Annotated in this window: 14 protein-coding genes; 3 read left to right on the top strand and 11 right to left on the bottom strand. The window is 43.0% G+C overall.

Features of this window, described 5'->3' with window-relative positions; genetic code table 11:
• Nucleotides 1-13: 13 nt before the first annotated feature.
• Together relA and rlmD are read right to left on the bottom strand one after the other, a co-directional pair.
• Nucleotides 14-2,227 carry a GTP diphosphokinase gene (gene relA, locus ABZA00_RS04845; RefSeq protein ID WP_372881013.1) on the bottom strand — a complete coding sequence of 738 codons (2,214 nt, stop codon included), beginning with the start codon at nt 2,225-2,227 and terminating at the stop codon, nt 14-16.
• A 174-nt stretch (nt 2,228-2,401) separates the two neighbouring features.
• A complete protein-coding gene (gene rlmD, locus ABZA00_RS04840; RefSeq protein WP_372881012.1) occupies nt 2,402-3,736 on the bottom strand; it encodes a 23S rRNA (uracil(1939)-C(5))-methyltransferase RlmD in 1,335 nt (444 codons plus the stop codon).
• A gap of 235 nt (nt 3,737-3,971) precedes the next feature.
• On the opposite strand from rlmD, the gene barA reads away from it, so the two are divergent.
• On the top strand, nt 3,972-6,767 hold the full coding sequence (barA, locus tag ABZA00_RS04835) for a two-component sensor histidine kinase BarA (RefSeq protein ID WP_372881011.1): 2,796 nt from the start codon (nt 3,972-3,974) through the stop codon (nt 6,765-6,767).
• On the opposite strand, the gene ABZA00_RS04830 is transcribed toward barA, so the two are convergent.
• The 4 genes from ABZA00_RS04830 to rplU all read right to left on the bottom strand — a co-directional run bounded on the left by ABZA00_RS04830 (nt 6,740) and on the right by rplU (nt 9,321).
• Nucleotides 6,740-6,871 (bottom strand): hypothetical protein, encoded by a 132-nt coding sequence (locus ABZA00_RS04830; protein ID WP_372881010.1) that lies wholly within the window; start codon nt 6,869-6,871, stop codon nt 6,740-6,742. The two genes, barA and ABZA00_RS04830, sit on opposite strands and share 28 nt — an antisense overlap.
• A gap of 385 nt (nt 6,872-7,256) precedes the next feature.
• Nucleotides 7,257-8,423 (bottom strand): Obg family GTPase CgtA, encoded by a 1,167-nt coding sequence (gene cgtA, locus ABZA00_RS04825; protein WP_372881009.1) that lies wholly within the window; start codon nt 8,421-8,423, stop codon nt 7,257-7,259.
• A gap of 312 nt (nt 8,424-8,735) precedes the next feature.
• Nucleotides 8,736-8,993, bottom strand: coding sequence for a 50S ribosomal protein L27 (gene rpmA / locus ABZA00_RS04820; RefSeq protein WP_372881008.1), 258 nt, complete (start codon nt 8,991-8,993; stop codon nt 8,736-8,738).
• 16 nt (nt 8,994-9,009) lie between these two features.
• A complete protein-coding gene (gene rplU, locus ABZA00_RS04815; protein WP_372881007.1) occupies nt 9,010-9,321 on the bottom strand; it encodes a 50S ribosomal protein L21 in 312 nt (103 codons plus the stop codon).
• 659 nt (nt 9,322-9,980) lie between these two features.
• Between rplU and ispB the strand changes: the two genes are divergently transcribed.
• On the top strand, nt 9,981-10,952 hold the full coding sequence (gene ispB, locus ABZA00_RS04810) for an octaprenyl diphosphate synthase (protein ID WP_372881006.1): 972 nt from the start codon (nt 9,981-9,983) through the stop codon (nt 10,950-10,952).
• A 350-nt stretch (nt 10,953-11,302) separates the two neighbouring features.
• Here the strand turns inward: ispB and ABZA00_RS04805 are convergent, their stop codons facing one another.
• The 5 genes from ABZA00_RS04805 to hfq all read right to left on the bottom strand — a co-directional run bounded on the left by ABZA00_RS04805 (nt 11,303) and on the right by hfq (nt 16,584).
• Nucleotides 11,303-12,616 (bottom strand): adenylosuccinate synthase, encoded by a 1,314-nt coding sequence (locus ABZA00_RS04805; protein WP_372881005.1) that lies wholly within the window; start codon nt 12,614-12,616, stop codon nt 11,303-11,305.
• Between the two features lie 158 nt (nt 12,617-12,774).
• A complete protein-coding gene (gene hflC, locus ABZA00_RS04800; protein WP_372881004.1) occupies nt 12,775-13,641 on the bottom strand; it encodes a protease modulator HflC in 867 nt (288 codons plus the stop codon).
• A complete protein-coding gene (gene hflK / locus ABZA00_RS04795) occupies nt 13,641-14,810 on the bottom strand; it encodes an FtsH protease activity modulator HflK (protein WP_372881003.1) in 1,170 nt (389 codons plus the stop codon). Before hflK ends, hflC begins: the two co-directional genes overlap by 1 nt.
• A 107-nt stretch (nt 14,811-14,917) precedes the next feature.
• Nucleotides 14,918-16,210 (bottom strand): ribosome rescue GTPase HflX, encoded by a 1,293-nt coding sequence (gene hflX, locus ABZA00_RS04790; RefSeq protein WP_372881002.1) that lies wholly within the window; start codon nt 16,208-16,210, stop codon nt 14,918-14,920.
• Nucleotides 16,211-16,350: 140 nt separating this feature from the next.
• Complete coding sequence (hfq, locus tag ABZA00_RS04785; RefSeq protein WP_372881001.1) at nt 16,351-16,584, bottom strand: RNA chaperone Hfq; 234 nt, start codon at nt 16,582-16,584, stop codon at nt 16,351-16,353.
• A 382-nt stretch (nt 16,585-16,966) separates the two neighbouring features.
• On the opposite strand from hfq, the gene ABZA00_RS04780 reads away from it, so the two are divergent.
• Nucleotides 16,967-17,385: hypothetical protein (locus ABZA00_RS04780; RefSeq protein ID WP_372881000.1), on the top strand; the 419-nt coding region annotated here is incomplete at its 3' end.

Here is a 17,385-nt window from a genome sequence, read left to right as displayed (position 1 = left end):
GAGGGGCATGCTGTTACAATCGTCTGATATCTGAAACATCTTTTAATTGCTTTAATTTAGTCTGAATCTTAGCGATGTTGTCACTATTGCGTATTTCCAAATTCAAATCGATAATCGCTGTCTGAGTTTTAACATTGGTCATACTGTTAACCCCGAGAACATTGATTTTTTCATTGGATAATAGCGTGGTGATATCTTTTAACAGACCGCTGCGATCCAATGCCTCCACACGAAGCGTTAGTGAATAACCTGATGAATCAGTTCCCTCCCAGGCAGCAGCAATGATTCTTTCCGGATGTGCTTCACGCAAATCAGCTAATTGCTCACAAGCTTTACGGTGCACTGAAATCCCCCGCCCCTGGGTAATATAACCTTCAATAGGTTCACCGGGAATAGGTTGGCAGCAACGGGCGATACTATGCAGTAAATTACGCTCGCCTTCGATCACAATATTATTACCGGCAGGTTTAGCAACAAAGGCACTACTGCGTTTTTCCAATGCTTCTAAGGCTGCCTTATCCTGCTCTGCTAATGTCTGCTGATGATAATGATCATCTAAAAAGTGCAAAAGCTGATTAATGCGTAAATCACCATTACCGATACCGGCAAAAATATCCTCCACAGAACTGACATTAAAACGCTCCACCGCAGGGGAGACATCACTTAGTTTCAGCTTAAGTTTGGCCAGTTCATTTTCTAATAATTCTCGACCGGCCTGCACATTTTTATCCCGATCCTGTTTTCTGAACCAGGATGCGACCTTATTTCTGGCACGGGGAGCATTGATATAGCCTAAGTTAGGGTTGAGCCAGTCCCGGCTTGGATTGGGTTCTTTCTGGGTAAGTATCTCCACCTGATCACCGGTTTTTAGATGATAAGTAAAGGGGACAATATGATTCGCTATCTTAGCACCAATACAGCGGTGCCCGATCTGGCTGTGTATATAATAAGCAAAATCCAGCGGCGTAGAGCCTGCCGGCAGGTCAATCACTTCACCTTTGGGAGTAAAAACATAGACCCGATCGTCAAAAACCTGACTGCGTACTTCATCAACCAGATCATCACTATCAGCAATCTCTTCCTGCCAGGCAAGCAACTTGCGCAACCAGGCGATCTTCTCTTCATAACCACCAGCGGCTTTACCACCGGCACTGCCCTCTTTGTATTTCCAGTGTGCGGCAACCCCCAGTTCTGAATCTTCATGCATCTGCTGGGTACGTATCTGCACCTCAATGGCCTTGCCTTCCGGCCCTAATACAACGGTATGGATAGACTGGTATCCATTGGCTTTGGGATTGGCAATATAATCATCAAATTCACTCGGAATATGCCGCCACTTGGTATGAATAGCGCCTAATGCGGCATAACAATCCTGCAGTTTTTCAACAACAACACGCACCGCCCGTACATCATAAAGTTCTTCAAACTCGAGGTTTTTTTTCTGCATTTTCCGGTAAATGCTGTAAATATGTTTAGGGCGGCCATAAGCAGTACCATTAACATGCATCTCTTTCAGGGCGTTTTGTACGGTAGTGACAAAACTTTGAATATAGTTTTCACGATCGATACGTTTTTCATCAAGCTGTTTAGCTATTTTTTTGTAGGTATCCGGCTCTAAATATCTAAATGCCAGATCTTCTAATTCCCATTTTAGCTGCCCAATCCCCAGGCGGTTAGCCAGAGGCGCATAGATCGATGATATTTCACTGGCAACTAATACCCTTTTGTTTTCATCGGCCAGCTTAACCTGACGTAAATAGCAGATTCGCTCTGCAAGTTTGATAACAACAGCGCGGACATCTTCAACCATGGCCAGTAACATATGGCGCAGGTTATCCACTTGCGCCGCATTACTTTTGAGTTCCCCTTTGTTTTGTAGGGCCCGGATACCTTCCATATCCGTCGCTCCCTTAACCAGCTTGGCGACGCGTTTAGGCCACAATTCATCAACTTGTTCCTGAGTGATGATGTTGTGATCCAGCAGAGGAAAGATTAATGCAGCGTTCAGGGTGTCCATATCCATGCTTAAGGTGACTAAGATCTCAACCATCTCAGTGCCCAGCTCCAACAAGGGAAACTGCTCACTTGTGGTGCACAGACTGATTGTTTTTTCGTAATTATCTAATAATTTTTTTTGATCAGCGTTACTTAAGCCTAAAGTTGTTACCCATTTTTGAGGGTTTTTTTGCGCGGTCTGATAAAAATGCGTATCTCTGACTGAAACCATTAAACGAAACTCCAAAAATTCAAATAACAACAATCCAGGTTAGGACCTGCTTAAAATAAAAAATAACTACGTTGTTTTCAACCCCAATAACCAGCTGTTGCCCAGTCCAGCATCTTGCTTTTTTAACTTACCTGAGCTTATATCAACTCATTTGCTTATCTGCTTCGAATAAAACTAAGCAGTAAACAATGCCATGGATTCCATATGTCCGGTTTGCGGGAACATATCCAGCAAGCCTAATTTAGCTAATTTATAGCCACTATCAAGCAACACCTGGCTGTCGCGTGCCAGAGTCAGCGGATCACAGGAAACATAGACAATGTGCGACGGTTTTATGTCTGTTATAAATGTCAAACAATCCAATGCCCCCGCGCGTGCAGGATCCAGTAATACCTTATTAAAATCCTGTTTAGCCCATTCCTGCCGGGTTAAGTTTTCAGCACTTAAATCCGCCTGGTAAAATTGCACATTATCCAGTTTATTTAATCGGGCATTGGCGCTGGCACGATCCACCATTTTCTGCACGCCCTCAATCCCCACAACCGATTCAACATGGCGGGCAACAGGTAAAGTGAAATTACCTAAACCACAGAAAAGATCCAATACCTGATCGGTTTTTTCTAAATTCAGCCATTGTAATGCCTGAGTAACCATTTTTTGATTTACATTAGCATTTACCTGGAGAAAATCGCCCGGTGAAAAATGCACAGAACAGCCCCATTCCGGCAGCTGGTAACTGAGATTTTCCTCACCAGCCAGACAGATACACTGATTAGTAGAAGGTTGAACAAAAAAGTTCAACTGTTGCTGCTCTGAAAACTCCTTTATAAGCTTTACATCCGATGCAGTTAAGGCTTTCAGGTGACGTAATAGCACCACCGGCCCCTGATCTGCATAAAGCAGCTCAATATGCCCTAAATCCGCTTTGCCCTGTAAACTGTTTAATAAAACCTTAATATCTGGAATTAAACCTTCCAATTCAGGTAATAATATCGGGCAAACCTTCTGGTCGATCAGATTATTACTTTGAGCACGCCTGAACCCCATCTTAAGCATCTTATTTTTTTTATCAAATTGTAAACCAAAACGGGCAGTGCGACGATAACCCCATGCCTGCTCGCTAATTGGCGCTTCAAGCTGTTGCGGAGCCTGCTTGGCAAAACGTTTAAATAATGAGATTAAACCTTCTGATTTGACCTGTAATTGCGCAGCCTGGTTGATATGCTGCAGGTGACAGCCTCCACATTCCTGATAATGCGGGCAGACTGGTGTAACTCTTAACTCACTGGCCTTAATCACCTTTTTTATTTGAGCTTTATAATAACGTTTTTTGCTTTCTGTAACTTGCACGTCAAGTAACTCACCGCTAAGCGCACCCTCAATAAAAACGGGCTTATTCTGATAATAAGCTAAACCACGCCCCTGATGATCTAACTTTTCAACTTTTACATTTTTCAAAATGTAATTTTTTCTGCTATTTGTGGGTGATGCTTTAAAGAACTGGGCCATAAGTAATTCACAGGTGAAGTAAGCTATGCCATCATAGCCTGACATTTATCGATAACACTATTGTCACATAATGAGAAATAAAAGCATTCATTTATAGCAAATTGATGACTGAACAGGGTTAATTATAGCCGGCAAGCATAACAACCTCTTTTTCCGGGCTTGCTATTATAGCCAGGCTACTTGAAGATGCAGATTCAACCAGTTTGGCCATACCACTAATTTTAGAAAAAAATCTATGACAAAATACGGGCTTCGAGCACAAGTTATTGCATTTACCATTCTGCCTACGATTCTAATCGGCGGAATATTAGCGAGTTACTTTTCTTTCCATCGTTATCACCAGGCAAATGATTTTTTGATCAATCGTGCTATTAATATCACTGAACCGCTGGCGATCGCCAGCGAATACGGTATACAGGATGAAACCCGAACCGTGCTAAGGCGCCTGATCGGCTCAACACACCGTAAAAACAGTCCAATGATCAAAAGTATCGCTATTTTTGATGCGCAAAATCAGCTTTTTGTAACCAGTAACTATCATCGCAACTTTGATATGTTGAGTATAGCCAACGGCCAGACGATTCCCCTCCTAACTCAGGTAGAACATAACCAGAACACGATAATAGTACGCAGCCCGATCGTTGATGAAAGCAATTTTCTGGAATACCAGTCAACCTTTGAACAAGCGCCTAAAATTGTTGGTTATGTGGCCCTGGAAGTTAATACCGATGAAATCGAGCTGTTACTTTATCGCGATACCGCACTCTCCTTCGCTGTTCTCTTGTTAGGCATTTTAGGCAGCTTACTGCTTGCTTTTGCTCAGGCGAAACGCATTACCGGCCCCATTTCCGATATGGCCTCTGTGGTTGATAAGATCAGTTTGGGTAGATTAAATTCCCGCGTAGAAGGTAATTACTCCGGAGAAATCGCTTCTCTGCAGTTGGGCATTAACCAGATGGCTCTGGCAATGTCCAAACATCATGAGGAGATGCAGGACAGTATTGATCTTGCTACCAGTGAGTTAAGAGAAACGCTGGACCAGATGGAAGTACAGAACATTGAGCTTGATATCACCAAAAAACAAGCACAACAGGCTGCCCTTGTTAAATCTGAGTTTTTAGCCAATATGAGTCATGAATTGCGGACCCCGCTTAACGGAGTGATCGGATTTGCGCGGCAGCTTTTAAAAACACAGTTGACAGCTAATCAAATCGATTATATGCAGACCATCGAACGCTCCGCCGGAAACCTGCTTAATATCATCAATGATATCCTTGATTTTTCTAAACTGGAAGCCGGTAAACTCACTCTGGAGCATATCCCTTTTGATCTCCGGGACTGCATCGATGAGACGATGCACCTGCTCGCCCCGAGCGCCCATGAAAAAAAACTTGAACTAAGTATTATGGTCGCCCCAGAAGTACCGCACGAGGTGTTTGGTGACGCAATGCGTCTGCAGCAGATTTTAACCAATTTAATCGGCAATGCTATCAAGTTTACCGAAACAGGCAATATTGAAGTACAAATTCAACGCATTGAAGCAGAAACAAACGACAAGGATAAAGTGACCCTTAAAATGATGATCTCAGATACCGGTATCGGTATTTCAGAAAAGCAGCAGGCGCAACTGTTCAAAGCCTTCGGTCAGGCAGATACCAGTATCACCCGGCAGTATGGCGGTACGGGCTTAGGGCTAGTGATCACCCAAAAACTGGTCAAAGAGATGCAGGGTAATATTGATTTAATTTCTACCCCGGGACAAGGTTCGACCTTCTGGTTTACCATTGTGATAGAAAAAAGCAACAGAGCAGCACTCAACAGTGCCGCGCTGCCAAATTTGTATCAAAGGACGGTTTTAGTTTATGAAGGCAACAAATATGCTGCGCGGGCGTGCTTACAATTGCTCAATCAGTGGAAAACGGAACCTTCACTGGCAGAAACAGATCAGCAATGGCAGCGATTATTAAAAAAACAGTATGACAGTATTGTTATCGGATACAGTAACTGCCAGAACCTGCAGCCGCTGCTCCATCATATCGAGCAAGCTAAGTTATTTACCGACAACATTATTATATTGCTCAATTCCAGCGATCCGAGTATCTATGAAACGCTGATGGCAACAGGTATTAAACACTGCTTGAGTAAGCCTATCAATTATAAAAATTTCTCTAATGCACTTATCTCAAATAACCAGGGCAGCAATGCAGCTATCCGTCAGAAGGTATTACCTATCTTCGTGCGCAAGGATATCAATGTCATGGCCGTAGATGACAACCCTGCTAATCTAAAGCTTATTTCCGCCATGTTGGCAGATCGCACCAATAGCGTAACAACCTGCACTAATGGTCAACAAGCGGTTGAGCAATCCAAATTACAACACTTTGATCTTATTTTCATGGATATCCAGATGCCGGTATTGGACGGCATTAATGCCTGTCTGCAGATCAAAACGGGAAACATCAATAACAACACCCCGGTTATCGCGGTCACTGCACATATCCTGCCCGGCGAAAAAGAGCAGTTTCTGCAGCAGGGCATGGATGATTGCTTAGCAAAACCGATTGATGAAATTGCGCTGCAGAAAATTATTAACAAATGGGCTCCTCTCGCAAAAGCAATCGACAGTAAATCCTCGCTACCCGCGTTAAACTCAAGCGATAAACCTGCACCAAAAAACCGCTCTTTTGATTGGTCTCTGGCATTAAAACAATCCGCCGGCAAAGCCGATCTTGCTAAAGAGATGTTGACCATGTTACTTAACGAATTTGCAGAAATACAAAAACAGACAAATAAAGCACTGGATGGCGATCTTGATAATGTCCACTTTGCCCAAATTATCCATAAATTTCACGGCGGATGCAGTTACAGTGGTGTACCTAAACTTAAAGATATTGCCCGGCTGATTGAAAATGAGTTAAAACAAGGTATTACACCGGCTCTCTTGGAACCGGAGTTACTGGAGCTATTAGATGAACTGGACAATGTACAACGTGAAGCGCAAGCTTATCTGCTGGCAGAAAAGTCACTTTGAGTTGCTTTTGCACTTGCCACTATCTGCGCATAGTTTTCTAAAAACAGCTTGACCACATTCGGATCAAAATGTTTTCCTGACTGCTCACGAATGCGCTCAAGCACCTTTTCCTCCGGCCACGCTGATTTATAGACACGGGGATGGATAAGCGCGTCCCAGACATTAATAATACCAAATCCGATAACTATCTACTCATTTATACTTGCTAAAATGAATGCTAGCTGTGTTATCGATTTTGTAATTAGAACAACTAGTTACTGCAATCAATGCCTTGCTTTCATCCATTTTTTCTACGCCTAAATAGATCATCTAATTATCGGAATTGGTATAACAGCGAAAAGTTTTGCAGGCAGTGACGCTTTCATTATCCAGAGTAAAAAATGCAAAGATCGGCCAAAAATCTTTCTTCCATAAAAAAACGCTGCAGGGTTAACCCGGGCAGCGTTTTTAAAGATTAAGAAAGGGTTATACCCATGATACTTTACCCAGTTATTCCTTAACGTAGATGACTTCCATCATCTCATCATCCTCATCCCAGTCGTCCTCTTCATCATCGAAATCGCCTGCGACTTCATCAATAGTTGACTGATGATAATCATCCCACTGGAATTCAACCTGCTGACGCTCTTCCTCAGGCGTAAATTCTGTCGGTAACTCTTCTAAATAATCAACTACATTCTGACAAACCTGCTGCGTGCCGGTTTTTGAAATAGCAGCTACTTTATAAACAGGGCCATCCCATTGCAGCGCATCGATAACACTCTGCATCACTAATTCGGCTTCATCTTCCAGCAAAAGATCGGTTTTATTAAAGATTAACCAACGCGGTTTAGTGGCCAATTTAGGGCTGTGTTTTTTCAGCTCTTCGATAATCACTAAAGCATTTTGCGCAGGGTCACTGCCATCAGCCGGTAATAAATCAATCATATGCAGCAATACACGACAACGTTCCAGATGACGCAGGAAGCGTGTGCCAAGACCGGCCCCTTCAGACGCCCCTTCAATTAAGCCGGGAATATCCGCAATCACAAAGCTACGCCCATGCCCCATACTCACCACACCCAGATTGGGAATTAAGGTGGTAAAAGGATAATCCGCCACTTTAGGTTTTGCTGCAGAAACGCTGCGTATGAAAGTAGATTTACCCGCATTAGGCAGACCTAACATGCCCACATCGGCAAGTAACAACAATTCTAAAAGCAAGTTGCGCACTTCACCGGGTGTGCCATCCGTCTTTTGACGAGGCGCACGGTTCGTACTGCTTTTAAAGCGCGCATTACCCAAACCGTGGAAGCCACCTTTGGCGACCATCAGTTTTTGCCCGTCTTTAGTTAAATCACCAAGAATCTCACCTGTATCATCGTCACGGCAACGTGTACCCACAGGTACTTTAATAATTTTATCGCTACCGCGAGAGCCGGTACAGTCTCGAGTCTGGCCATTTTCACCACGCTCAGCCGCATAAAAGCGAACAAAGCGGAAATCGATAAGTGTATTTAAATTTTCATCCGCCTGCAGATAAACGTCTCCACCATCACCGCCATCGCCTCCATTCGGGCCACCACGAGGAATATATTTTTCGGTACGGAAGCCAATAACACCGTTGCCGCCATCTCCGGCATCAACCTTTATTTTTGCTTCATCAACAAACTTCATTACAACCTCCAAGAAACCAACACAATAGTTTGGTTTGTATAACACCACTGCGGATAACTCTCTGGACAATCCAACGGGACAAAATGAACGAGCATTGTGCCAGACTGCCTGCTAAGCAAAAGCCCTTTGGTCATTAATTTATCCGCGAAATTTAAGCCCGTTTACCTATCCGGAACGGCATAAAGTATAATTATACTCATTTCTATTGAACATATTCATATATTAATAGAAATAAGTACGTTGTTTAAATTTAAGGTAAAAAAAAAGCCCCGCATCAGCGAGGCTTTTAAAACTCTTTAGTCGGAACTGAAATTATTCAGCTACGATGCTAATGAAGCTACGCATTTTAGGACCTTTCTTTTCAAACTTAACTACACCAGTAGCTTTAGCAAAAAGAGTATGGTCTTTACCGATACCAACATTAGTGCCAGCGTGGAATTTAGTACCACGTTGACGAACAAGAATATTACCAGCTAGAACTGATTCGCCACCAAAACGTTTAACACCTAGGCGTTTACTTTCTGAATCGCGACCGTTATTAGTACTACCACCAGCTTTTTTATGTGCCATTTTTAATAACTCCTAATTAAGCGTTAATTGCAGTAATTTTAACTTCAGTAAACCACTGACGATGACCCGCTTGTTTACGCGAGTGCTTACGACGGCGGAACTTAACGATTTTTACTTTCTTGCCACGACCGTGAGCTACTACTTCAGCAGTAACTTTACTTCCTTCAACGTATGGAACACCAACTTTAACATCTTCAGCATTTGCTACTAGAAGAACTTTATCAAATTCTACAGTTGCACCAGCTTCAACGTCTAGTTTTTCCAAACGAAGAGTTTGTTCAACAGCTACACGGTGTTGCTTGCCACCACTCTGGATAACAGCGTACATGTTTCTTACTCCGTTCAGGCATCTCATTGCTATTTCATTCGAAACTGAGCAACGAGAGCACACTTATTAATCACAATGGAGGCGGAGTTTACGGCAAATGAGCCTTGTTGGCAATGATATTCACGAAAAATATTGTAATTTAATTACTATCCCCATGTTACTTCAAAATGCTTTGTCAGGCACGAGCTTGGAAACCAGAGCAAGGCGCAACATGAGGTAATGGTTACTCCCTTTTCGATTGCTGCAACGCAGAACTGGTTTTCGAGCTCGCGCCCCGTAGGGCAAGGGAAATTGCACCAATCTGCTTTGTTATAAAATATCTCTGTAGAATAACTAGACTTCAATTTTATGTCTAGTTGACCTTGCTGACTTTGCATCTTGAAGTATCAGGGGATACACAAACAAACCGCCTATCAGCTGAATTAATAGTTGCCCAGGGCAGCTCAAAATACGGTTCCACAGCCTGGATAAAAAAAGACTGAGTTCGGGGTATAAGCCTTTTGATCGATAAAAAATGACAATTTTCACAGAAAATACTGCGCTGGTTACGCAGATGGCTACAAGTTAGCCATTTTATGCGTTGAGCAGTTGTGCTGTCCTCCATAAACAGCAATAATACGCTTTCTTTATTAAGTGTGATAATTCGGACTGTTAGGCTCATGGACATCAAAATAATTCAGCACATTTCTACAACTGAAATGCATCAGGTTAATCAACTTATCACGGAACAATTAAGTTCGGATGTCGCTTTAATTAATCAATTGGGTTTTTACATTATCAACAGCGGTGGTAAACGTATTCGTCCGTTAATTACCGTATTAGCAGCCAAAGCACTTAACATTCATGATTTGCACATCACTAAACTTGCCGCGATTATCGAATTTATCCATACCGCAACCTTACTGCACGATGACGTTGTGGATGAATCTGATTTGCGTCGCGGCAAACAGACCGCCAATGCACTATTCGGCTCTGCGGCAAGCGTATTAGTGGGTGATTTCTTATATACCCGCTCTTTTCAGATGATGACCGAATTGCGTAATTTAAAAGTGATGGATATTTTGTCTTCGGCAACCAATGTTATTGCCGAAGGGGAAGTTTTACAGCTGATGAACTGCAATGACCCAGATACCACTGAAAAAAGCTATATGGACGTTATCTACTTTAAAACCGCTAAACTATTTGAAGCGGCAACCCAACTTGTCGCTGTATTAGGAGGGCAGTCTCCGGAAGTTGAAACTGCGTTACGCGATTATGGTAAATATTTAGGGACTGCATTCCAGTTAACCGATGATGTGATGGATTATAACTCCGATGCACAAGAGATGGGAAAAAACACCGGAGATGACTTAGCGGAAGGTAAACCTACCCTGCCGCTTTTATACGCAATTCAACACGGTAACAACAAACAAGTAGCGCTTATCAGGGAGGCAATTGAAAAAGCCAACGGTATGCAGCACTTTGATGAAATCATACAGGCACTGCACGATACGAAGGCATTAGAGTACACCAGACAGCGTGCACTTGAAGAAGCTGACAAGGCCATCGCGGCAATAGCCGTTCTTCCAGACAGTGAATATAAGCAGGCACTGATCAGTCTCGCGCATATTGCAGCAGATAGAAAATCTTAACCTCCAATTAAAAGAGCCTTTAACTGCTCTACAGTGTTAAAGGCTTTGCTCCAGCTTAGATTAATCTCCCCCAGCCCAGTGAGGCTTAACCTGAACAATCCTGCCGTCTAAAATCAACGATAATAGCAATCTGAAAGGTAATTGATCTATGTTTAAATTGTTAAGCAGAGTGTTAGCACTGGCGCGCCTGAAGTCAAACTTCCAAAAATAGAAATTAGCGTTATCTTGCTGTTATTAATTTTTCTTACAAGGGTATTAAGGTATTTTATTGGCAGATCAAAAAAGCCCTTAACATTATCAATGCCAAGGGCTTTTTATTAATCATTCACTGTTAATGAATGGGCAATGATTTAGTTAAAAGGATTAACTTGAATCATTGTTTCATTACGATCCGGGCCAGTGGAGATAATATCCATTGGTACGCCGGTGATCTCTTCCAGACGCTTGATATAAGCCTGGGCATTGGCTGGCAGTGCATCAAATGAAGTCACACCGAATGAACTTTCAGTCCAGCCGGGCATAGTTTCATAGATTGGAACAGCAACTTCATAACCATCGGCACACATTGGAGGAACATCCACCACCTTGCCATTTGGCATGGTGTAACCGGTACAGATTTTGATCTCTTTCAAACCGTCTAATACATCCAGTTTGGTTAAGCAAAAACCGGTAATACTGTTTAATTGTACCGCACGCTTGATTGCTACCGCATCAAACCAGCCCGTACGGCGTAAACGTCCGGTTGTCGCACCAAACTCATGACCGACAGTGCCAAGATGTTTACCGGCAGGATCCAGCTTGTCTATCCCATCATAAAGTTCCGTCGGGAAAGGACCGGAGCCAACACGTGTTGTATAGGCTTTAACAATACCTAAAACATAATCGATATGTGCCGGACCAAATCCACTTCCGGTCGCAACGCCGCCAGCAGTAGTGTTTGAAGAAGTTACATAAGGGTATGTACCATGGTCAATATCGAGCAATGTGCCTTGAGCACCTTCAAATAAGATATTTTCACCGCGTAAACGGGCTTTATCCAGCTCATCGGTTACGTCAATAACCATACCGATTAACAGGTCTGCAACTTCCTGCACCTGTTTTAATACTTCTTCATAGTTAACCGCTTCTACTTTGTAGTAGTTAACTAACTGGAAGTTATGGTAATCAACCACCTCTTTCAGCTTAATCGCAAAGCTGTCCATATTGAACAGATCGTCAACACGTAAACCGCGGCGAGCCACTTTATCTTCGTACGCAGGACCTATACCACGGCCTGTTGTACCGATAGCTTTATTACCACGAGCCTGTTCACGCGCAACATCAAGTGCAACATGATACGGCAGAATCAAAGGACAACCTTCACTGATAAACAGGCGTTCTTTCGCCGGTACACCGCGGTCTTCAAGCATTTTCAGCTCTTTTAATAAAGCTTCAGGCGATAAAACCACACCGTTACCAATAACGCATTTCACGTTACTGCGCAGAATGCCTGATGGAATTAGATGAAGAACAGTTTTCTCTCCATCAATTACAAGTGTGTGTCCAGCATTGTGTCCACCTTGATAGCGAACAACCCATTGTGCTTTGTCAGTTAGCAGGTCTACGACCTTGCCCTTACCTTCGTCACCCCATTGAGTGCCAAGTACTACTACGTTATTTCCCATCAGAATCACATATCTCTAGCGAATTAAACGCGGATTTTAGCAAAGTTTAAACCTGTATTTCAAGAAAGATATTCAGTTCTTTGTTTAACTCTTGAACAGAAATTTTCTTGACGGCATAAAAAAGGGCGATAAATCGCCCTTTTTTCATTTGCAATGATTTATTTTGTACTATTCATATACTTAAAGAAATCTGAATCAGGGCTTAATACCATCACGTCATCTTTATTGGTAAAACTCTTTTGATAGGCCTGCATACTGCGTAAAAAAGAGAAGAACTCTGGCGCTTTTGAATAAGCATCGCCATAAATCTGTGAGGACTCCGCATCACCGGAACCGCGAATCTCCAATGACTCTTTATTGGCCTGAGCCAGCATAATAGAGACCTTACGATCTATGTTGGCGCGAATCACCTCTGACTGCTCCTGCCCCTGAGAACGGTGCTCTTTTGCCACGGCTAAGCGCTCTGCGCGCATACGTTTGTAAACACTGCTGCTGACTTCATTAGGTAAGTTAATTTTCTTGATCCGTACATCAACAACTCTGATACCTAATTCACTGGAGCGTGCCATACGTTTAAGCGACGTTTCCATCACCTCACCACGCTTACCCGAAACAATCTCCTTAATCGTGTGTGAACCGATCTCGCTACGTAATCCGTTGTTGATTTTACGTTTCAATAACGCTTCCGCCTGCATTTTATTGCCGCCCGTGGCCAGGAAATAAACCGCTAAATCATCAATCTGCCATTTCACATAAGAGTCAATGATTAAATCTTTTTTCTCTGAAGTGACAAAACGATCAGCCTGATCATCCAAAGTTTGAATACGTGCATCCATACTGCGCACAGAATCAATAAAAGGAACTTTAAAGTGCAGACCCGGCGGGTAAGCAACAGGCAGGCCTTCAGCGTCACGTTTCACTTTGCTGAACTGCATCACGATACCCTGCTGGCCTTCCGAAATAACAAATGCACTGCTCATAAAAATCAGAACCAGTAATATTGGAAGTATTAATAATTTTCTCATTAGTAGTCTCTCCCAGTGCTTCTGCCGCTACGAATTGATGAAGAATTTTGGCTGGCACGTTCATCGATAGCTGCTTTTTCATCGGCACGTGAACGTGTTTCTATTTCTGAAATACCTTGATCTGCTTCGATTGCCGACGCCCCCTTATTCATTAACTGATCTAATGGCAGGAAGGTTAAGTTACTGCCGCCTTTATTATCAATTAATACTTTCGAGGTATTATTAAATACACTTTCCATTGCCTCCAGATATAAACGCTGGCGGGTCACCTCCGGATTTGCCTGGTATTCAGGTAATAATTGATTAAAGCGGGCCACTTCACCCTGCGCCTGTAAAATTAAACCCTCTTTATAGGCCTGTGCCTGCTGTTCAATACGCTTGACCTGACCACGTGCAATAGGCTCTTTTTCACGCTCATAAGCTTCAGCTTCACGGATAAAGCGTTGTTCATCTTCCTGTGCTGAAATAGCATCATCAAAGGCATCTTTAACTTCTTCAGGCGGACGGGTTTGCTGTAAGTTGACATCAACAATCTGGATCCCTAACTCGTAGGGTTCAATGATAGTGTCGAGCATTTCCCAAGTTTGCTGGCGCACGCTTTCACGTCCGGTGGTCAGCACATCATCCATAGTCGAGTGACCGACAATAAAGCGCAATGAACTATCTAATGCCTGTAATAAACTGTTATCGGCATTGGTTACACTAAACAGGTATTTTTCCGGCGTAACAATACGGTACTGCACTTCCATGGACACCTGAACAATGTTTTCATCTTCCGTGAGCATAAAGCCGGTGGTCGGCATGGTACGGAATGCTTCAACGTTAATCGGAATAATTTCATCAATAAAATTAGGGTGCCAATGTAAACCGGGATCAACTTGAGAATGGTAAGCACCGAAGCGTAATACAACTCCCCGATCTGATTCTTTAATTGTGTACCAACCGCTGATAAACCAAACCACAGCAAGCACAGCAAAAACCGCGATAATGGCAATATTACCGCCGCCATTTGAACCGTCATCGTCTGAGGATGGCTTTTTACCCGTTAAACCGCCTAATAATTTCGATAATTTTTTAAAAACAACATCAAGATCAGGTGGCCCCTGATCATTCTTTTTACCGTTGTTATTCCACGGGTCTTTATCTTTTCCCGGTTCGTTCCAAGCCATATATAGCTCCCGATATAATAAAACAAAAATGTTAAAGCAATGTATCAATGTTCATCAGAATAATAAAGAAAACATGACATAATATGCAACGAGTTGATCAAAATAGGCTATTTTGCATCAACAATATAACTTTCTATGGTGCCACCCTGCTGCTTTATCAAGCGTTGCCATTCGATATTATTTAAACGGATATCCACTATACAATCACCATTTTCGGCATAAGACTCATTTTCAATGCAGTCCAACTGATAAAACAAGGCGCGTAATTTGCCATCGCTTGGCGGTATAGCAAGCTGCAGCGAACGAATTTGCCCTGATAACAGAGTAGTTAACGCCTCAAATAACAGTTCAACACCTGCACCGGTTTGTGCAGATAACCATACTCTGACCGGTTTACCCGATTCGTCAAAATCGATATGCGGACGGATATCTTGCAGCGCATCGATTTTATTCATAATCATCAGCTGCGGCACTTCGCCGGCATCGATCTCTTCCAGAACGGTCTCTACGGCTTTAATATTGTCGTGATAACACTCATCAGCACAATCAACAACATGTAACAATAATGTTGCATCACGGGTTTCCTGCAGGGTCGCTTTAAATGCGGCAACCAGATCATGGGGTAAATGACGGATAAAACCTACCGTATCGGCTAAAATACAGTTTCCGACATCGCTCACATCAATTTTACGCAGGGTCGGATCCAGGGTTGCGAAGAGCTGATCGGCAGCATATACACCGGCATCGGTAATCTGATTAAACAGCGTAGATTTACCGGCATTGGTATAACCAACCAGTGATATTGTCGGCACCTCATTACGCTGACGGGAGCGACGCCCCTGCTCCCGTTGTTTTTCCACTTTTGCCAAACGCGATCTGATGGTGCTGATACGTGCGCGTAATAAACGTCTGTCAGTTTCTAATTGTGTTTCACCCGGACCACGTAATCCGATACCGCCTTTTTGTCGTTCCAAATGGGTCCAGCCACGAATAAGCCGCGTAGACAGATGGCGTAACTGAGCTAATTCCACCTGTAATTTACCTTCGTAGGTGCGTGCACGCTGTGCAAAAATGTCCAGGATCAATGCGGTTCTGTCTAACACCAAACATTCGCATAATGTTTCTAAATTACGCTGTTGGGCGGGGCTCAAAGCATGGTTAAAAATAACCACATCCGCACCGAGTGTTTTTACTGTATCAGCAATTTCCTGAGCTTTACCTGTGCCGACAAAATAACGGGCATGAGGGGATTTGCGGGGACCTGTAACAGTACCAAGCGAATTTACACCGGCTGAACTGACTAATAGCTTCAGCTCATCAAGATCTTCTTTATTATTTTCATCAGAAAAAGTGATATGAACTAAAACAGCCTGTTCTCCGGCCTCGTAACGATCAAACAAATAAATCTCCAATATAGAAGGGAAGCAAGAACGATTATCCTACCATAAGCACTATAAGGATAGGATAAAATAAAATGGTCAGATGTGGACAAATGGCTCGTATTAAGCGAGCCGAAATTAATCAATAAACGATTTGTTGCCTAGTCATTCTCAACGTGTTGGATAGGTGCGATAGCGCGAGCCGGCACAACCGTTGAAATAGCATGTTTGTATACCATTTGGCTCACTGTATTTTTTAACAAGATAACAAATTGATCAAAAGACTCAATTTGTCCCTGTAATTTTATACCATTCACTAAATAAATTGCGACAGGAATGTGCTCTTTGCGTAATGCATTTAGAAACGGGTCTTGAAGTGATTGTCCTTTGGCCATTTGTTTTCCTTATTATTATTAGATACCGACTGAGTATAAACAATGGTTAAATAAAAACTGATTTGATTGCTCAAAACTTTGATCCATAACACTTTCTAACAACACCTGAGTCTTAAATCAAGCGCTCTTTTTTTACCATTCCCTTGAAAAGTTCGCTTAATATTACATCAGTAATAAAAGGAAAGTACAACTGTTACAATAAGATACTTTCATAAAAAACAAAATAGAAAAATATTAGGTCGCCGTTGGCGGATATGTTGTAAGGGACTATCGGGGACTGGCAGCGGGTAGCGGGCGTAGAGTTTCGAGCTACGAACATCGTAACTCTCGACTCGAAGCTCGTAACGCATAATTCGGATTCTTAGATTCTAAAAAAATAAAGTTGCCACTTTCCAGCCAAATCAGTTTCGACCAGCCACGTAACCCCAGTGTCTTTAATCGACAGTTTTGCCGCCCGGAAAATGCCCTGGTTACGCCTTACAGTGCTGCTTTAATACGCTCAAAATTATCCGGATCCCCGCTTTCCAGCCAGGTCAGATTAGGCCAGCCACGTAGCCCCAGTGTCTTTAATCGACAGTTTTGCCGCCCGGCAAATGCCCTGGTTACGCCTTACAGTGCTGCTTTAATACGCTCAAAATTATCCCGATCCCCGCTTTCAAGCCAGGTCAGATTAGGCCAGCCGCGTAACCCCAGTGTCTTTAATCGACAGTTTTGCCGCCCGGAAAATGCCCTGGTTACGCCTTACAGTGCTGCTTTAATACGCTCAAAATTATCCGGATCCCCGCTTTCCAGCCAGGTCAG

This window comes from Psychromonas sp., assembly GCF_041586535.1.
Lineage (GTDB): Bacteria > Pseudomonadota > Gammaproteobacteria > Enterobacterales > Psychromonadaceae > Psychromonas.
This window is presented reverse-complemented; position numbering and strand designations above follow the sequence as displayed.

Excerpts from the sequence above, each read along its gene's own strand:
- relA (WP_372881013.1), bottom strand. The coding sequence starts at position 2,227 with ATGGTTTCAGTCAGAGATACGCATTTTTATCAGACCGCGCAAAAAAAC.
- rlmD (WP_372881012.1), bottom strand. The coding sequence starts at position 3,736 with ATGGCCCAGTTCTTTAAAGCATCACCCACAAATAGCAGAAAAAATTAC.
- barA (WP_372881011.1), top strand. The coding sequence starts at position 3,972 with ATGACAAAATACGGGCTTCGAGCACAAGTTATTGCATTTACCATTCTG.
- cgtA (WP_372881009.1), bottom strand. The coding sequence starts at position 8,423 with ATGAAGTTTGTTGATGAAGCAAAAATAAAGGTTGATGCCGGAGATGGC.
- rpmA (WP_372881008.1), bottom strand. The coding sequence starts at position 8,993 with ATGGCACATAAAAAAGCTGGTGGTAGTACTAATAACGGTCGCGATTCA.
- rplU (WP_372881007.1), bottom strand. The coding sequence starts at position 9,321 with ATGTACGCTGTTATCCAGAGTGGTGGCAAGCAACACCGTGTAGCTGTT.
- ispB (WP_372881006.1), top strand. The coding sequence starts at position 9,981 with ATGGACATCAAAATAATTCAGCACATTTCTACAACTGAAATGCATCAG.
- ABZA00_RS04805 (WP_372881005.1), bottom strand. The coding sequence starts at position 12,616 with ATGGGAAATAACGTAGTAGTACTTGGCACTCAATGGGGTGACGAAGGT.
- hflC (WP_372881004.1), bottom strand. The coding sequence starts at position 13,641 with ATGAGAAAATTATTAATACTTCCAATATTACTGGTTCTGATTTTTATG.
- hflK (WP_372881003.1), bottom strand. The coding sequence starts at position 14,810 with ATGGCTTGGAACGAACCGGGAAAAGATAAAGACCCGTGGAATAACAAC.
- hfq (WP_372881001.1), bottom strand. The coding sequence starts at position 16,584 with ATGGCCAAAGGACAATCACTTCAAGACCCGTTTCTAAATGCATTACGC.